The sequence below is a fragment of the Kitasatospora sp. NPDC088264 genome (assembly GCF_040685715.1).
Lineage (GTDB): Bacteria > Actinomycetota > Actinomycetes > Streptomycetales > Streptomycetaceae > Kitasatospora.
On the sequence record NZ_JBFBIR010000019.1, the window covers coordinates 126,796 to 141,097 of the forward strand.

Annotated in this window: 6 protein-coding genes and 2 rRNA genes; 2 read left to right on the forward strand and 6 right to left on the reverse strand. The window is 71.1% G+C overall.

The annotated features are described in order from the left end of the window. Nucleotides 1-124: 124 nt before the first annotated feature. The 3 genes from AB0O82_RS17795 to AB0O82_RS17805 all read right to left on the reverse strand — a co-directional run bounded on the left by AB0O82_RS17795 (nucleotide 125) and on the right by AB0O82_RS17805 (nucleotide 8,463). Nucleotides 125-2,812: a DNA translocase FtsK gene (locus AB0O82_RS17795; RefSeq protein ID WP_363584613.1), complete on the reverse strand. Its 2,688-nt coding sequence runs from the start codon at nucleotides 2,810-2,812 to the stop codon at nucleotides 125-127. A gap of 146 nt (nucleotides 2,813-2,958) precedes the next feature. Further along, nucleotides 2,959-3,597 carry a response regulator gene (locus tag AB0O82_RS17800; protein WP_063351395.1) on the reverse strand — a complete coding sequence of 213 codons (639 nt, stop codon included), beginning with the start codon at nucleotides 3,595-3,597 and terminating at the stop codon, nucleotides 2,959-2,961. A gap of 294 nt (nucleotides 3,598-3,891) precedes the next feature. Further along, nucleotides 3,892-8,463: a HAMP domain-containing protein gene (locus AB0O82_RS17805; RefSeq protein WP_363584615.1), complete on the reverse strand. Its 4,572-nt coding sequence runs from the start codon at nucleotides 8,461-8,463 to the stop codon at nucleotides 3,892-3,894. Nucleotides 8,464-8,970: 507 nt separating this feature from the next. Here AB0O82_RS17805 and AB0O82_RS17810 point away from each other — a divergent pair. Both AB0O82_RS17810 and AB0O82_RS17815 read left to right on the forward strand, forming a co-directional pair. Continuing rightward, nucleotides 8,971-11,532 (forward strand): SpoIIE family protein phosphatase, encoded by a 2,562-nt coding sequence (locus AB0O82_RS17810; protein WP_363584617.1) that lies wholly within the window; start codon nucleotides 8,971-8,973, stop codon nucleotides 11,530-11,532. A gap of 304 nt (nucleotides 11,533-11,836) precedes the next feature. Continuing rightward, nucleotides 11,837-12,400 (forward strand): GPR1/FUN34/YaaH family transporter, encoded by a 564-nt coding sequence (locus AB0O82_RS17815; protein WP_363584619.1) that lies wholly within the window; start codon nucleotides 11,837-11,839, stop codon nucleotides 12,398-12,400. Here AB0O82_RS17815 and AB0O82_RS17820 read toward each other — a convergent pair. The 3 genes from AB0O82_RS17820 to AB0O82_RS17830 form a co-directional block, all read right to left on the reverse strand. After that, entirely contained in the window at nucleotides 12,393-13,238 is an 846-nt protein-coding gene (locus tag AB0O82_RS17820; protein ID WP_363584621.1) for a phosphatase PAP2 family protein, read from the reverse strand. The genes AB0O82_RS17815 and AB0O82_RS17820 overlap by 8 nt on opposite strands. Before the next feature lie 98 nt (nucleotides 13,239-13,336). Further along, nucleotides 13,337-13,453: ribosomal RNA gene (gene rrf, locus AB0O82_RS17825) — 5S ribosomal RNA — on the reverse strand. Nucleotides 13,454-13,540: 87 nt separating this feature from the next. Then, a 23S ribosomal RNA gene (locus AB0O82_RS17830) occupies nucleotides 13,541-14,302 on the reverse strand; the annotation flags it as partial.

Below are 14,302 nucleotides of genomic sequence, written 5' to 3' on the forward strand. Positions count from 1 at the left end.
GGGCCCGCACGGGGAACCCGGGGGGTTCGCTTTCCGGCCTGTGACGCGGCGTACGGACGTTCGGTTCCCCTGCACGCGCCTACCCTCCTCCGAACGAGTGAACACTCGCCGCGGGCGCGGGTCGTCAACCGCGCAGGCCGACCAGCACCCCGTCCAGCTCGTCCGGCTTCACCAGGACGTCGCGGGCCTTGGAACCCTCGCTCGGCCCGACGATCCCGCGCGACTCCATCAGGTCCATCAGCCGCCCCGCCTTGGCGAAGCCGACCCGGAGCTTGCGCTGGAGCATCGAGGTCGAGCCGAACTGGGTGGAGACCACCAGCTCGGCCGCCTGGATCAGCAGGTCCAGGTCGTCGCCGATCTCCTCGTCGATCTCCTTCTTGGCCCCGCCGCCGACCGTCACGTCGTCCCGGTAGACGGCGGTCAGCTGGTCCTTGCAGTGCTGCACCACCGCGGCGATCTCCGCCTCGGTGACGAACGCGCCCTGGAGGCGGATCGGCTTGCCGGCGCCCATCGGCAGGAACAGCGCGTCGCCCTTGCCGATCAGCTTCTCCGCACCGGGCTGGTCCAGGATGACCCGGGAGTCGGCCATCGCGGAGGTCGCGAAGGCCAGCCGGGACGGCACGTTGGCCTTGATCAGACCGGTGACCACGTCCACCGAGGGCCGCTGGGTGGCCAGCACCAGGTGGATGCCGGCCGCGCGGGCCAGCTGGGTGATCCGGACCACCGAGTCCTCGACGTCGCGCGGCGCCACCATCATCAGGTCGGCCAGCTCGTCGACGATCACCAGCAGGTACGGGTACGGGGTCAGCTCGCGCTCGCTGCCCGGCGGCGGGGTGACCGTGCCGGCCTTCACCGCCGCGTTGAAGTCGTCCACGTGCCGGAAGCCGAACGCCGCGAGGTCGTCGTAGCGCAGGTCCATCTCGCGGACCACCCACTGGAGGGCCTCGGCGGCCTTCTTCGGATTGGTGATGATCGGCGTGATCAGGTGCGGGATGCCCTCGTACGCGGTCAGTTCGACCCGCTTGGGGTCGACCAGCACCATCCGCACCTCGTCCGGGGTGGCCCGGGCCAGGATCGAGGTGATCAGGCAGTTGATGCAGGACGACTTGCCCGCGCCGGTCGCGCCGGCCACCAGGATGTGCGGCATCTTGGCGAGGTTGGCCATCACGGTCTGGCCCTCGACGTCCTTGCCCATGCCGACGACCATCGGGTGGGTGTCCTCGGCGGCCGTGCGCGAGCGCAGCAGGTCGCCGAGGTTGACCATCTCGCGGTCCCGGTTGGGGATCTCGATGCCGACCGCGGACTTGCCCGGGATCGGGCTGATGATCCGCACGTCGGCGCTGGCCACCGCGTACGCGATGTTCTTGGCGAGCGCGGTGATCCGCTCCACCTTGACGGCCGGGCCGAGCTCGACCTCGTAGCGGGTCACCGTCGGGCCCCGGGTGAAACCGGTGACCCTGGCGTCCACCTTGAACTCGGTGAAGGTGCTGCTGAGCTGGGCCACCACCTCGTCGTTGAGGGCGCTGCGGGCCTTGGCCGGGCCGCCGCGCTCCAGCAGGTCGAGCGGGGGCAGCGCGTAGGTGACGTCGCCGGCCAGCTGGAGCTGCTCCATCCGCACCGGCGCCGGGCCGTGCTCCTCGGGCGCGCCCGGGCCCGCGCTGCGGGCGGCCGGGACGGCGGCCTCCTCCGGCGGGACGGTGCGGTCCTGCACCTGGTGCATCATGTTCGCCACCGCCGAGGAGGCGGGCACGCCGTAGACGAGTGCCCCGTCCAGGTCGGCGGCGGCGCCGGCGGCGAGGTCGCGGGTGGCGTACGGGTCCAGCGGCTCCTTGTCCAGGGACACCCGGACGGCATCGGGCTGGTCCTCGTCGTCCGCCGGCTTGCGGCGGCGGCGCCGACGGCGGGCCGCCACCTCGTCGCCCGGGTCCTCGCTGCCCACGGTGAACGGCAGCGCGGAGGGGTCCGCGTCCTCGGGCGGCTCGGTGGACAGGTCGCGCTCCGGCGTACGCCCCTCGCGCAGCTCGTCCTCCGGCCCGGGCTCCACCACGCCGAGCCGCACGCCGGCCGACCGCAGCCGCTCGGGGATGCGGTTGACCGGGGTGGCGGTGACCACCAGCAGGCCGAAGAAGGACAGCAGCAGGAGCAGCGGCACGGCCAGCGCCGGCCCGGCGGCGGCCATCATCGGGGTGGACACGGCCCAGCCGATGATCCCGCCGGCCGCCCGTATCCGCGAGGCGCCGCTGCCCATCATGGGCGCGCCGCAGCCGATGTGCACCAGGCCGAGGACGCCGACCAGCAGCGCGCTCAGGCCGATCATGATCCGGCCGTTGGCCTCCGGCAGCTCCGGGTGGCGCCAGAGCCGGACCGCGATCCCGGCCAGCAGGAACGGCACCAGCACGTCGAGCCGCCCGAACAGCCCGGACACCACGGCGGTGGCCGCCTCGCCCAGCCAGCCCTGCGGGCTGAACCAGGTGCCGGCGGCAGTCACCAGCGCGAGTGCGAACAGCAGCAGGCCCAGCCCGTCCTTGCGGTGGGCGGGGTGGAGGTTCTTGGCCCCGTCGCCGAAGCCCCGGAAGATCGCGGCGATGCTGTTCGCCACGCCGAGCCAGACGGCCCGGACGGCCCGGAAGAGTATCGGCTTGGGCGGCGGCGGGGACGGCGGGGCCGGTTTGGCCGCCGCCTTCTTCGCCGGGGCCGCCTTCTTGGCCGCCGCCTTCTTCGCGGGCGGCTTGCCCGGGGCCTTCGCCGCGGCCTTCTTGGACGGTCCCGGACTCGGGTTGCGTGCCGCGCTTCCGGGCGTACGAGTGGCCATGGGTCAGCAGCCTACCGGGGTGGGCCACCAGTGCACATGTGCCCGAGCCGGGGCTCGGGGACGTGTCGCAGACACACCGTCACGCTGACCCGGTTTCACCCGGCCGCGTCGGAAATTCACCCGCAGGAGTGAACCCCGGCGATCGGTTACGCGGTTCCCGGCCGGAGCGCGTCCAGGGCCCGGCGCAGCCCCGCCAGCTTGCGCTCCAGGTGCGCCGCGGTGGCCGCCACCCCGGCGTCCTCGACGCCGTCCAACTGCTTGCCCAGCGCCTCCGCCTGCTCCTCGACCGCCGCCAGCCGCGCGGACAGCTCGCCCAGCAGCGCCCCGCCGAGGGGCGGCTCGCCGCCGCCCGCCTCCAGTTGCAGCCGCAGCAGCGCGGCCTGCTCCTTCAGCTGGCAGTTCTTCACGTACAGGTCGACGAAGACCGAGACCTTGGCGCGCAGCACCCACGGGTCGAACGGCTTGGAGATGTAGTCCACGGCGCCGGCCGCGTAGCCGCGGAAGGTGTGGTGCGGGCCGTGGTTGATCGCGGTCAGGAAGATGATCGGGATGTCCCGGGTGCGCTCGCGGCGCTTGATGTGGGCGGCCGTCTCGAAGCCGTCCATCCCGGGCATCTGGACGTCCAGCAGGATCACCGCGAAGTCGTCGGTGAGCAGCGCCTTGAGCGCCTCCTCGCCGGAGACGGCGCGCACCAGCGTCTGGTCCAGCGCGGAGAGGATCGCCTCCAGCGCCAGCAGGTTCTCCGGTCGGTCGTCGACCAGGAGGATCTTCGCCTTCTGCATCAGGGCTCGCCCTCCTGTCGCCTGCCTGCCGCCCGGTGATGGCACTCGCGTACTGCCCACCGCTACCCCGGTCATGCTAGCCGCACCCCCTCGCCCGGCACATCGCTCCGTCGTGACCCGATCCGGAGCGGCGCGCGCCCAGTGCTCCGGCGCACGCTCAGCAATGTGTCGCCGTCCGGTCACTGTTCGCAACGATCGGTGACCCTACCCGGTTCCCGGGCCCGACCGCCAGCAAACCGGCCCACCGGACGGCGCGAACTCCGGAGCCCGCCCCGGAGTTCGCGCCCTCCCCTGGCGCTACGCGCGGTCCGCCCGCAGCCACTCGCGCATCACCGCCAGCAGGTGGTCGGTCTCCACCGGCTTGGTGATGTGGTCGGTGGCGCCCGCCTCCAGCGACTTCTCGCGGTCGCCCTTCATCGCCTTGGCGGTCAGCGCGATGATCGGCAGGCCGGCGAACTGGGGCATCCGGCGGATCGCCTCGGTGGTCGCGTAGCCGTCCATCTCCGGCATCATGATGTCCATCAGGACCAGCGCCACGTTCTCGTGCTGCTCCAGCATCTCGATGCCCTCGCGCCCGTTCTCGGCGTACAGGACGGTCAGGCCGTGCTGTTCCAGCACGCTGGTGAGGGCGAACACGTTGCGGACGTCGTCATCCACGATCAGCACCTGCTGGCCGTCGAAACGCACGTCGCTGCGGCTGGGGCGGGGCGGCGCGGGCTCCACCGGGCGGGTCCCGGCGGCGGCTTCCAGGGAGGCGCTGCGCCGGCGCTCCACCGCGCCGCGGCGGCGCTCCTCGGCCAGCTCGCGGACCTCCTGGGCCCAGTGGTCGGCCGGGTTCTCGCCGACCGGCACGGGCACCCCGATCGGGGTCACGCCGACGGAGGCGCGCAGCGCCGGGACGCTCGACACGACCGGGCGCTCGACCTGGGTCGGGTCCGGGGCCTCGGTGCGCAGCGGCAGGTAGAGCGTGAACGTGGAGCCCTTGCCCAGCTCGCTCTCGGCGTGGATCTCGCCGCCCAGCAGCCGCGCGATCTCGCGGCTGATCGACAGGCCGAGCCCGGTGCCGCCGTACTTGCGGCTGGTGGTGCCGTCGGCCTGCTTGAACGCCTCGAAGATCTCCCGCAGCTTGTTGCCGGGGATGCCGATGCCGGTGTCGGAGACCGCGAAGGCGATCAGTTCGTCGTCCGGGTCCTTGATCGAGCCGGACTCCAGCAGCCGCTCGCGCACGTGCTGCGGGACCTCCGCACCTGCCGGGGAGATCGAGAAGTCGACCGCGCCGGCGTCGGTGAACTTGACGGCGTTGGAGATCAGGTTGCGCAGCACCTGCTGGAGCCGCTGCTCGTCGGTGTGCAGGGTGACCGGCAGGGCGGGCGAGACCCGGACGGCGAAGTCCAGGTTCTTGTCCAGCGCGACCGGCTGGAAGGTGGCCTCGACGTAGTCGACCAGCTGGACCAGGGCGATCCGGGCCGGGCGGACGTCCATCTTGCCGGCCTCGACCTTGGAGAGGTCGAGGATGTCGTTGATCAGCTGGAGCAGGTCGGATCCGGCGCCGTGGATGGTGTCGGCGAACTCGACCTGCTTGGGCGAGAGGTTGCCCTCGTTGTTGTCGGAGAGCAGCTTGGCCAGGATCAGCAGCGAGTTGAGCGGGGTGCGCAGCTCGTGCGACATGTTGGCGAGGAACTCGCTCTTGTACCGGGAGGCCAGGGCGAGCTGCTCGGCGCGCTCCTCCAGGACCTGCCGGGCCTCCTCGATCTCGCTGTTCTTGATCTCGATGTCGCGGTTCTGCTGGGCGAGTTGCTCGGCCTTCTCCTGCAACTCCTCGTTGGTGCGCTCCAGTTCCTCCTGGCGCGCCTCCAACTCGGCGGATCGCATCGAGAGTTCGGCGGTGAGCCGCTGGGACTCCAGCAGCAGGCCCTCGGTCTTGGTGTTGACGCTGATGGTGTTGACGGTGACGCCGATCAGGTCGGCGATCTGGTTGAGGAAGTCCAGCGCGACGGTGGTGAAGGAGCTGAAGGTGGCCAGCTCGATCACGCCCAGCAGCCGGCCCTCGAACAGCACCGGCAGCACCACGATGTGGGCCGGCGAGGCCTCGCCGAGGCCGGAGGCGATCTTGAGGTATCCGGGCGGCGCCTCCTTGAGGATGATCGCCCGCTTCTCCACCGCGGCCTGCCCGATCAGCGACTCGCCGGGCCGGAAGGTGGTCGGCATCGCGCGCCGCTGGTAGCCGTAACTGCCGATCAGCCGCAGGACGGTGTCGTTCTCGTCGTCGTCCTCGGTGATCAGCTCGGCGGTGCGGCCGGCCGGCTGGGCGAGGAAGAAGGCGCCGTGCTGGGCGGAGACCACCGGGGTCAGCTCGGTCATGATCAGCGAGGCGACGGCCTCCAGGTCCCGGCGGCCCTGGAGCAGGCCGGAGATCCGCGCCAGGTTGGTCTTGAGCCAGTCCTGCTCCTGGTTGGTGCGGGTGGTCTCGCGCAGGTTGGCGATCATCTGGTTGATGTTGTCCTTGAGCTCGTCGAGCTCCCCCGCGGCGTCCACGTCGATCCGCAGGCTCAGGTCGCCCCTGGTCACGGCGGTGGCGACCTGGGCGATCGCGCGCACCTGCCGGGTCAGGTTGTTGGCCAGTTCGTTCACCGATTCGGTGAGGTCCTGCCAGGTGCCGTCCACGCCGGGTACCCGGGCCTGACCGCCGAGCCGCCCGTCGGTGCCCACCTCGCGGGCGACCCGGGTGACCTCGTCGGCGAACGCCGACAGCTGGTCGACCATGGTGTTGATGCTGGTCTTGAGCTGGAGGATCTCGCCGCGCGCGTCGACGTCGATCTTCTGCGAGAGGTCGCCGCGGGCCACCGCCGTGATCACCAGCGCGATGTTGCGGACCTGGCCGGTGAGGTTGTTGGCCATCAGGTTGACGTTGTCGGTCAGGTCCTTCCAGATGCCGGCCACGCCCGGCACGCTCGCCTGACCGCCCAGGGTGCCGTCGGTGCCGACCTCGCGGGCCACCCTGGTCACCTCCACCGCGAAGGAGGAGAGCTGGTCGACCATGGTGTTCAAGGTCCCGGCGAGGGCGGCGACCTCGCCCTGCGCCTCGATGGTGATCTTCTTGGACAGGTCGCCGCGGGCCACCGCGGTGGCGACCTCGGCGATGTTGCGGACCTGCCCGGTCAGGTTGGAGGCCATGAAGTTGACGTTGTCGGTCAGGTCCTTCCAGATCCCCGACACCCCGCGCACCCGCGCCTGGCCGCCCAGGATCCCCTCGGTGCCCACCTCGCGGGCGACCCGGGTCACCTCGTCGGCGAACGCCGACAGCTGGTCGACCATGGTGTTGACGGTCGTCACCAGCTCCAGGATCTCGCCCCGGGCGTCGACGGTGATCTTCTTCGACACGTCGCCGCGCGCCACCGCCGTGGTCACCTCGGCGATGTTGCGGACCTGGCTGGTCAGGTTGTTGGCCATCAGGTTGACGCTGTTGGTCAGGTCCTTCCACGTCCCGGACACCCCGGGCACGCTCGCCTGACCGCCGAGGATGCCCTCGGTGCCGACGTCCCGGGCCACCCTGGTGACCTCGTCGGCGAAGGCGCCCAGCTGGTCCACCATCGTGTTGATGGTGTTCTTCAGCTCCAGGATCTCCCCGCGCGCGTCCACCTGGATCTTCTGCGACAGGTCGCCCTTGGCGACCGCGGTCGTCACCTGCGCGATGTTGCGCACCTGATCGGTGAGGTTGTTCGCCATGAAGTTGACGTTGTCGGTCAGGTCGCGCCACACCCCGGCCGCCCCGGGCACCTGCGCCTGGCCGCCGAGCCGCCCCTCGGTGCCCACCTGGCGGGCCACCCTGGTCACCTGTTCGGCGAAGCCGGAGAGCTGGTCGACCATCGTGTTGATGGTGTTCTTCAGCTCCAGCATCTCGCCGCGCGCGTCCACCTCGATCTTCTGCGAGAGGTCCCCGCGCGCCACCGCCGTGGTCACCTGGGCGATGTTGCGCACCTGGCCGGTCAGGTTGTCGGCCATGAAGTTCACCGAGTCGGTCAGGTCCCGCCAGACCCCGGCCACGCCCGGCACCTGCGCCTGGCCGCCGAGCCGGCCCTCGGTGCCCACGTCCCTGGCCACCCCGGTGACCTGGGCGGCGAACCCGTTCAGCTGGTCCACCATCGTGTTGACGGTGTTCTTCAGCTCCAGCATCTCGCCGGCCACCTCGACGGTGACCTTGCGGGACAGGTCGCCCTTGGCCACCGCGGTGGTCACCTGGGCGATGTTGCGCACCTGCGCGGTCAGCCGGCCGGCCATGGTGTTGACCGAATCCGCCAGGTCCTTCCAACTGCCGGACACACTGCGGACCTTGGCCTGGCCGCCCAGCTTGCCCTCGGTACCCACCTCGCGGGCCACCCGGGTCACCTCGTCGGTGAACTCCGAGAGCTGGTCCACCAGCCCGTTGACGGTCCGGCCGATCTTGAGGTACTCGCCGCGCAGCGGGTGGCTCACCCCGTTGCTGTGCAGCGAGCGCAGCTCCATCTTCTGGTCCAGGTCGCCCTCGGCGATCGACGAGAGCACCCGGCCCACCTCGGCCATCGGACGGGCCAGATCGTCGATCAGCGCGTTGCAGTTGTCGACGGCCGCCATCCAGGCGCCCTCGCCCGCGCCGGTCTCCAGCCGCTCGTTCAGCCGGCCCTCGCGGCCCACCGCCCGCCGCACCCGGGCCAGTTCTCCGGTCAGGTGCTGATTGCGCTCGGCGACCTCGTTGAACACCGCGGCGATCTCCGCCAGCGGCCCGTCCCCCGGAACCGTCAGCCGGCGGCGGAAGTTGCCGTCCCGCATCGCGGTCAGCGCGGCCAACAGCTTCCGCAGTTCGGCCGGCTCCGCCCCCCGGTTGTGGCTCACTCGCCGGCCGGCCGCGTTCCGCGGCGCGGTCCCGGACCGCCCACCGCGCGGAACGGGCGGCGTCGTACCGGTTGCGTCCTTGGTGGCCGAACTCAACGGGCCCCTCCCACATCGTGAACTTTCCGGTGACCGTCCGTGCCGGTACGGCACGCACCGGGGCACCGGCCCGGTCGGGCTGCGTACCGGCGCCCCACGCGGCACACCGGCACCCGCATCGACCGTACTGCTCCGACCGGCCGTCGCGGACCCCCCAGTCTGGCAGCACCGGCGCCGGGTATACGGCCGGTTGCGCCCGGTTGGTAGCCGACCGTCCGAAACAGGTGGGCAGAATCACTCTCAGGTGCCTGTTTCAACGCCCCGCCCCCACGGGGAACCAAGCGGAAAGTAGGGTGGAGCGCTGCACCGGGCCATGACCCGACCCAGCGCCGCCACCCCGGCGGCACGCACCGGGAGTCGGCGCCACGCCCCGGACAGTCAAGGCCAGAGCAGCAGAGGAGAAGTGGCAACGTGGTCACCGCGCGCGCAGCCGCCACCTTCGCCCCCGACGGCCGGTCCGCAGCCGCCGCCCGGGGCTTCGTACGGGACGCGCTGCTCGGCTGGGGTCTGCCCGAGGTCGTCGACGACGCCGTCGTCCTGGTCAGCGAACTGGTCACCAACGCCGTCGTCCACGCCGGCACCGCCGCCGAGGTGTGCTGCCTGCGCGAGGAGGGCACCGTCCGGATCGAAGTCACCGACCACCACCCCGAACGCGGCCTGCCCTCCCTCGGCGACGGCCCCGTCACCTCCTCCGACCGCTACGCCGACCCCGACGGCGAGGGCGGCCGCGGCCTGCTGATGTGCTCCGCCCTCGCCGAGCGCTGGGGCGTCGAGTACGCGGCCGGGCGCAAGACCGTCTGGTTCCGGCTCGCCCTGCCCGCCCCCGTGGCCGGCACCCGCTACGCCGTCCCCGCGACCCCCGGCAGCGACCTGCCCAGCGGCCCCGGCCCGGTGCACGTCGCCGTCGTCCAGCTCGACGAGGACGGCCGCGTCCTCGCCTGGAACCCGGACGCCGAGGCGCTCTTCCAGTACCCCGCCACCACCGTCCTCGGCCGCCCCTGGGCCGACCTCGCCGTCTGGCCGCAGTCCGCCGGCCGCGGCCTCGGCCTCGCCGACACCCTGCGACTGGCCCGCTGGGAGGGCGGCTACGCCGTCCGCCGCGCGGACGGCCACGAGGTCGAGGTGTACGGCGTCCAGGTCCGCGTGCGCGACACCGAGGGCGTCCCCTCCACCCTCTGCCTGCTCGTCCTCGAACCCGACCGCGCGGTGCTCCGCTCCCCCGCCCGAGCCCTGCCCGGCGAGCGCTCCGACCCGACCGGCCCCCGACTCGACCTGCTGGCCGGCCCGGTCGCCACCGACGACCTCGACACCCTGCTCCAGCGCACCGTCGAACGCGCCCGCGACCTGCTCGACGCCGACGCCGCGTACCTGCTGCTGACCACCGACGACGAGACCGAGTTCGAGGTCCGCGCCGCCACCGGCTTCACCTCCGGACACCGTCGGCACACCCGCTTCCCGGTCGACACCGGCAGCCGCTACGACTCCGCCCGGCTGCCCTCCGTCCACGAGGACCTCACCGCCCGCCCGACCGGCCTGCCTCTGCTCACCGGCAGCGGCATGCGTTCCCTGGTCACCGTCCCGCTCAAGGTCGAGGGCCGGCTGATCGGCTCGCTCGGCATCGCCACCGCCGCGCCCGGCCGCTACGACAACGAGGACGCCCTGCGGCTGCAGTTCGCCGCCGACCGGGTCGCCCTCGCCGTCGAGAGCACCCGGCTGACCGAGCTCGAACGACTCCGCCGGGGCTCGCTGTCCTTCCTCGTCGAGGCCTCCGACCTGCTCGCCGGCACCCTCGAACACGAGCAGACCCTCGCCCTGATGGCCCAGATGGCCGTCCCCACCCTCGCCTCCTGGTGCGCCGTCTACACCAAGGGCGACCACCGCGCCGCGGCCGGCCTCGCCTTCGTCCTGCACGAGGACGAGGACCGGATCGACCCGCTGCGCGACCTGCTCGACAAGACCCCGGCCCCCGACGCCGGCCCGACCCACGGCGTCCGCTTCTGGTCGGCGCCCGCCGAGACCGCCGCCGCCGGCGGCCTCACCGACAGCCCCGAACTCGCCGGACTGCTCGGCGAGACCGTCGTCCTGCCGCTGACCGCCCGCAACCGGGTCATCGGGCTGCTCGCGCTCGGCGTCCCGGCCGGCGTCCGGTTCCGCCAGGAGATCCTCGAACTCGCCGAGGACCTCTCCCGCCGGGCCGCCCTCGCACTCGACAACTCCCGCCTCTACTCCGAGCGCACCGCCACCAGCCAGGCCCTGCAACGCAGCCTGCTCCCGCCGGACCTGCCCGAGATCCCGGGCGTCGAGGTCGACGTCTACTACCAGGCCGCCGGCGAGGGCAACGAGGTCGGCGGCGACTTCTACGACCTGTTCACCATTCGCGAGGGCACCTACGGCTTCGCGATCGGCGATGTCTGCGGCACCGGCCCCGAGGCCGCCTCGGTCACCGGCCTCGCCCGGCACTCGCTGCGCCTGCTCGCCCGCGAGGGCCTGGACGCACCGCAGGTGCTCCGCCGCCTCAACGCGGCCATCCTGGACGAGGGTTCGCGCAGCCGCTTCCTCACCCTGCTCTACGGCGAGCTGACGCCCCGCCCGGACGGCAGCACCGAGCTGTCCCTGGTCTGCGCCGGCCACCCGCTGCCGCTCCGGCTGCGCACCGACGGCCAGGTCGACCGGGCCGCCACCCCGCAGCCGCTGCTCGGCGTCATGGAGGACCTCGACCTCACCGCCGAGCGCCTGGTGCTCTCCCCCGGCGAGGTCCTGCTGTGCGTCACCGACGGCGTCACCGAACGCCGCGAGGGCAGCCGGATGCTGGGCGACGACGGCCTTGCCGAGGTGCTCACGGGCTGTACCGGCCTGACCGCCGGGGCGGTCGCGATGCGGGTGCAGCGCGCCGTCGAGCGCTTCGCCCCGGAACCGCCGTCCGACGACATGGCCATCCTGACCCTGCGGGTGCCGACCCAGCGCACCTCGTGAGCCGACGCCGTCTCTCGGTCAGCCCCCGGTGTCCCGGTCGGCCCTGAGCGTTCCACAACTGACATCGTCACAAATTGTTATATTCACAAGGGTACAAGCGAGTACGGCCGGGTACACCGATCTCACCGGGGAATCCCCCGGCGGGGACACGACCGGCGGCTCTTCCGCCGGCCCATCACTTCTGACCGCAGCCCGCGCACGCTCCAGCCGTGCGCCCTCGGCGCGGTCGCGCGCATCCACCTCATCGGACCACACCACTGCGTTGACTGCGCCCTGCGCGCGCCCAAAGTGAAAGGAGCCTCCGGTGAGCAACGAAGCTACCGGGGCAACGAACGCCCGCTCCACCGGAGCCGACGCGGGTAACCTCGGCTACCTCGCACTCGGCCTCACACTGCTCGCCTACGGCCTGCTCTCCACCGGCGTCCTGAGCGGCACCGGGGTCGGGGACGCGGCACATCTCGCCCACCTGGTCGGCGGAGTCACCCTCTTCATCGCGGGCCTGTGGCAGCTCCGCGGCGGCGAGGGCTTCACCGGAACGGCCTTCACCAGCCTCGGCGCCTTCTGGGCGACCTGGTCGGCGGCCGGCGGGGCGGGCAAGAACGCCGCCGGCCTGTTCCTCCTGCTCTGGGCCCTGCTCGCCCTCACCCTGACCGCCGCCAGCTGGGGCGCTGGCCTGTTCAGCCGCGCCGTCTACGGCCTGCTGACGCTGTCCCTGCTGCTGAACGCCATCGCCGCCTTCGGCGGCTACAGCGGCCTCGCCAAGTTCGCCGGCTGGATCGCGGCCGTCTCCGGGCTCACCGCCTGGTACTGGGCCACCTCCGCGCTCAGCAACGGCTCCTGGGGCAGGATCGCCCTGCCCGTCAAGTGACCCGCTGCGGCTGATCCGCCGTCGCGCGCCGGGGTCGGACCTCCGTGTCGACGGAGGCCCGACCCCGGCGACGTGCCACCAGGGCCTGGGCGGCGTACGCGAACAGCAGGATCACGACGGCGACGATGCCGTCCGCCCAGAAGTGGTTCGCGGTCACCACGACCACCGCGACGGTCAGCACCGGGTGCAGCACCATCGCCCACCGCAGCGGGCTCCGCGAGACCCGCACCACCGCGACCGCCGCCAGCACGCACCACGCGACGTGCACCGAGGGCATCGCCGACAGCTGGTCGGCCACCACCACACCGCCCACCGCGCCCCCGTACACCGACTGCCCGTACTCGGCGGCCACGTCGACGAACCCGTGCTGCGGCAGCATCCGGGGCGGCGCCACCGGGATGAACTGCACCAGCAGACACACCGCCGTGGTGATCACCACCGTGTTCCGCACCCACGCGTACCGCTCCCGGTGCCGCACGAACACCCAGAGCAGCACCGCCAGCATCACCGCGAAGTGCATCGCCGCGTAGTAGTAGTTCGCGAGCCTCACCAGCACCGGGTACGGCGTGACGGCCGACTGCCAGGACGCCTCGTCCGGTAGACCGATCGCCGACTCGGTGCGGTGGATCCAATCCGCCCGGTCCAGCGCGTGGTCCCCGCTCCTCACCGAGAGGTGACCCACCAGCTGCCAGAGCGCGAACAGTGCCAGCAGCGTGCCGGCCTCCCGCAACAGCGCCGACAAGGACGGCTTCCGGACCCTGGCGGCGGCGTACGCCCCGCCGTAGAGAGCGACCGCGGCGCCCCCGGCGGACTGCCAGGTAAGGGTCAGGTTCTGCAACGGATCGCGCCTCTCCGACAAACTCTGGTTCGTGTGTTGGCAGAGGTTAACGCAAAAAGACCCCCTCCCGGACGGGAGGGGGTCTTTTCGGAATGATTGTTCGGCGGCGTCCTACTCTCCCACAGGGTCCCCCCTGCAGTACCATCGGCGCTGTAAGGCTTAGCTTCCGGGTTCGGAATGTAACCGGGCGTTTCCCTCACGCTATGACCACCGAAACACTATGAAACTGTCAACCGCACCAACCCCGTGACCAAACGGGTTGGGGTCGTTGTTTCAGAACAACACAGTGGACGCGAGCAACTGAGGACAAGCCCTCGGCCTATTAGTACCGGTCAACTCCACCCCTCACAGGGCTTCCATATCCGGCCTATCAACCCAGTCGTCTACTGGGAGCCTTACCCTCTCAAGGAGGTGGGAGTGCTCATCTCGAAGCAGGCTTCCCGCTTAGATGCTTTCAGCGGTTATCCCTCCCGAACGTAGCCAACCAGCCATGCCCTTGGCAGGACAACTGGCACACCAGAGGTTCGTCCGTCCCGGTCCTCTCGTACTAGGGACAGCCCTTCTCAACACTCCTACGCGCACAGCGGATAGGGACCGAACTGTCTCACGACGTTCTAAACCCAGCTCGCGTACCGCTTTAATGGGCGAACAGCCCAACCCTTGGGACCTACTCCAGCCCCAGGATGCGACGAGCCGACATCGAGGTGCCAAACCATCCCGTCGATATGGACTCTTGGGGAAGATCAGCCTGTTATCCCCGGGGTACCTTTTATCCGTTGAGCGACGGCGCTTCCACAAGCCACCGCCGGATCACTAGTCCCTACTTTCGTACCTGCTCGACCCGTCAGTCTCACAGTCAAGCTCCCTTGTGCACTTACACTCAACACCTGATTGCCAACCAGGCTGAGGGAACCTTTGGGCGCCTCCGTTACTCTTTAGGAGGCAACCGCCCCAGTTAAACTACCCACCAGACACTGTCCCTGATCCGGATCACGGACCCAGGTTAGACATCCAGCACGACCAGAGTGGTATTTCAACGACGACTCCACAACAACTGGCGTTGC

Excerpts from the sequence above, each read along its gene's own strand:
- AB0O82_RS17795 (WP_363584613.1), bottom strand. The coding sequence starts at position 2,812 with ATGGCCACTCGTACGCCCGGAAGCGCGGCACGCAACCCGAGTCCGGGA.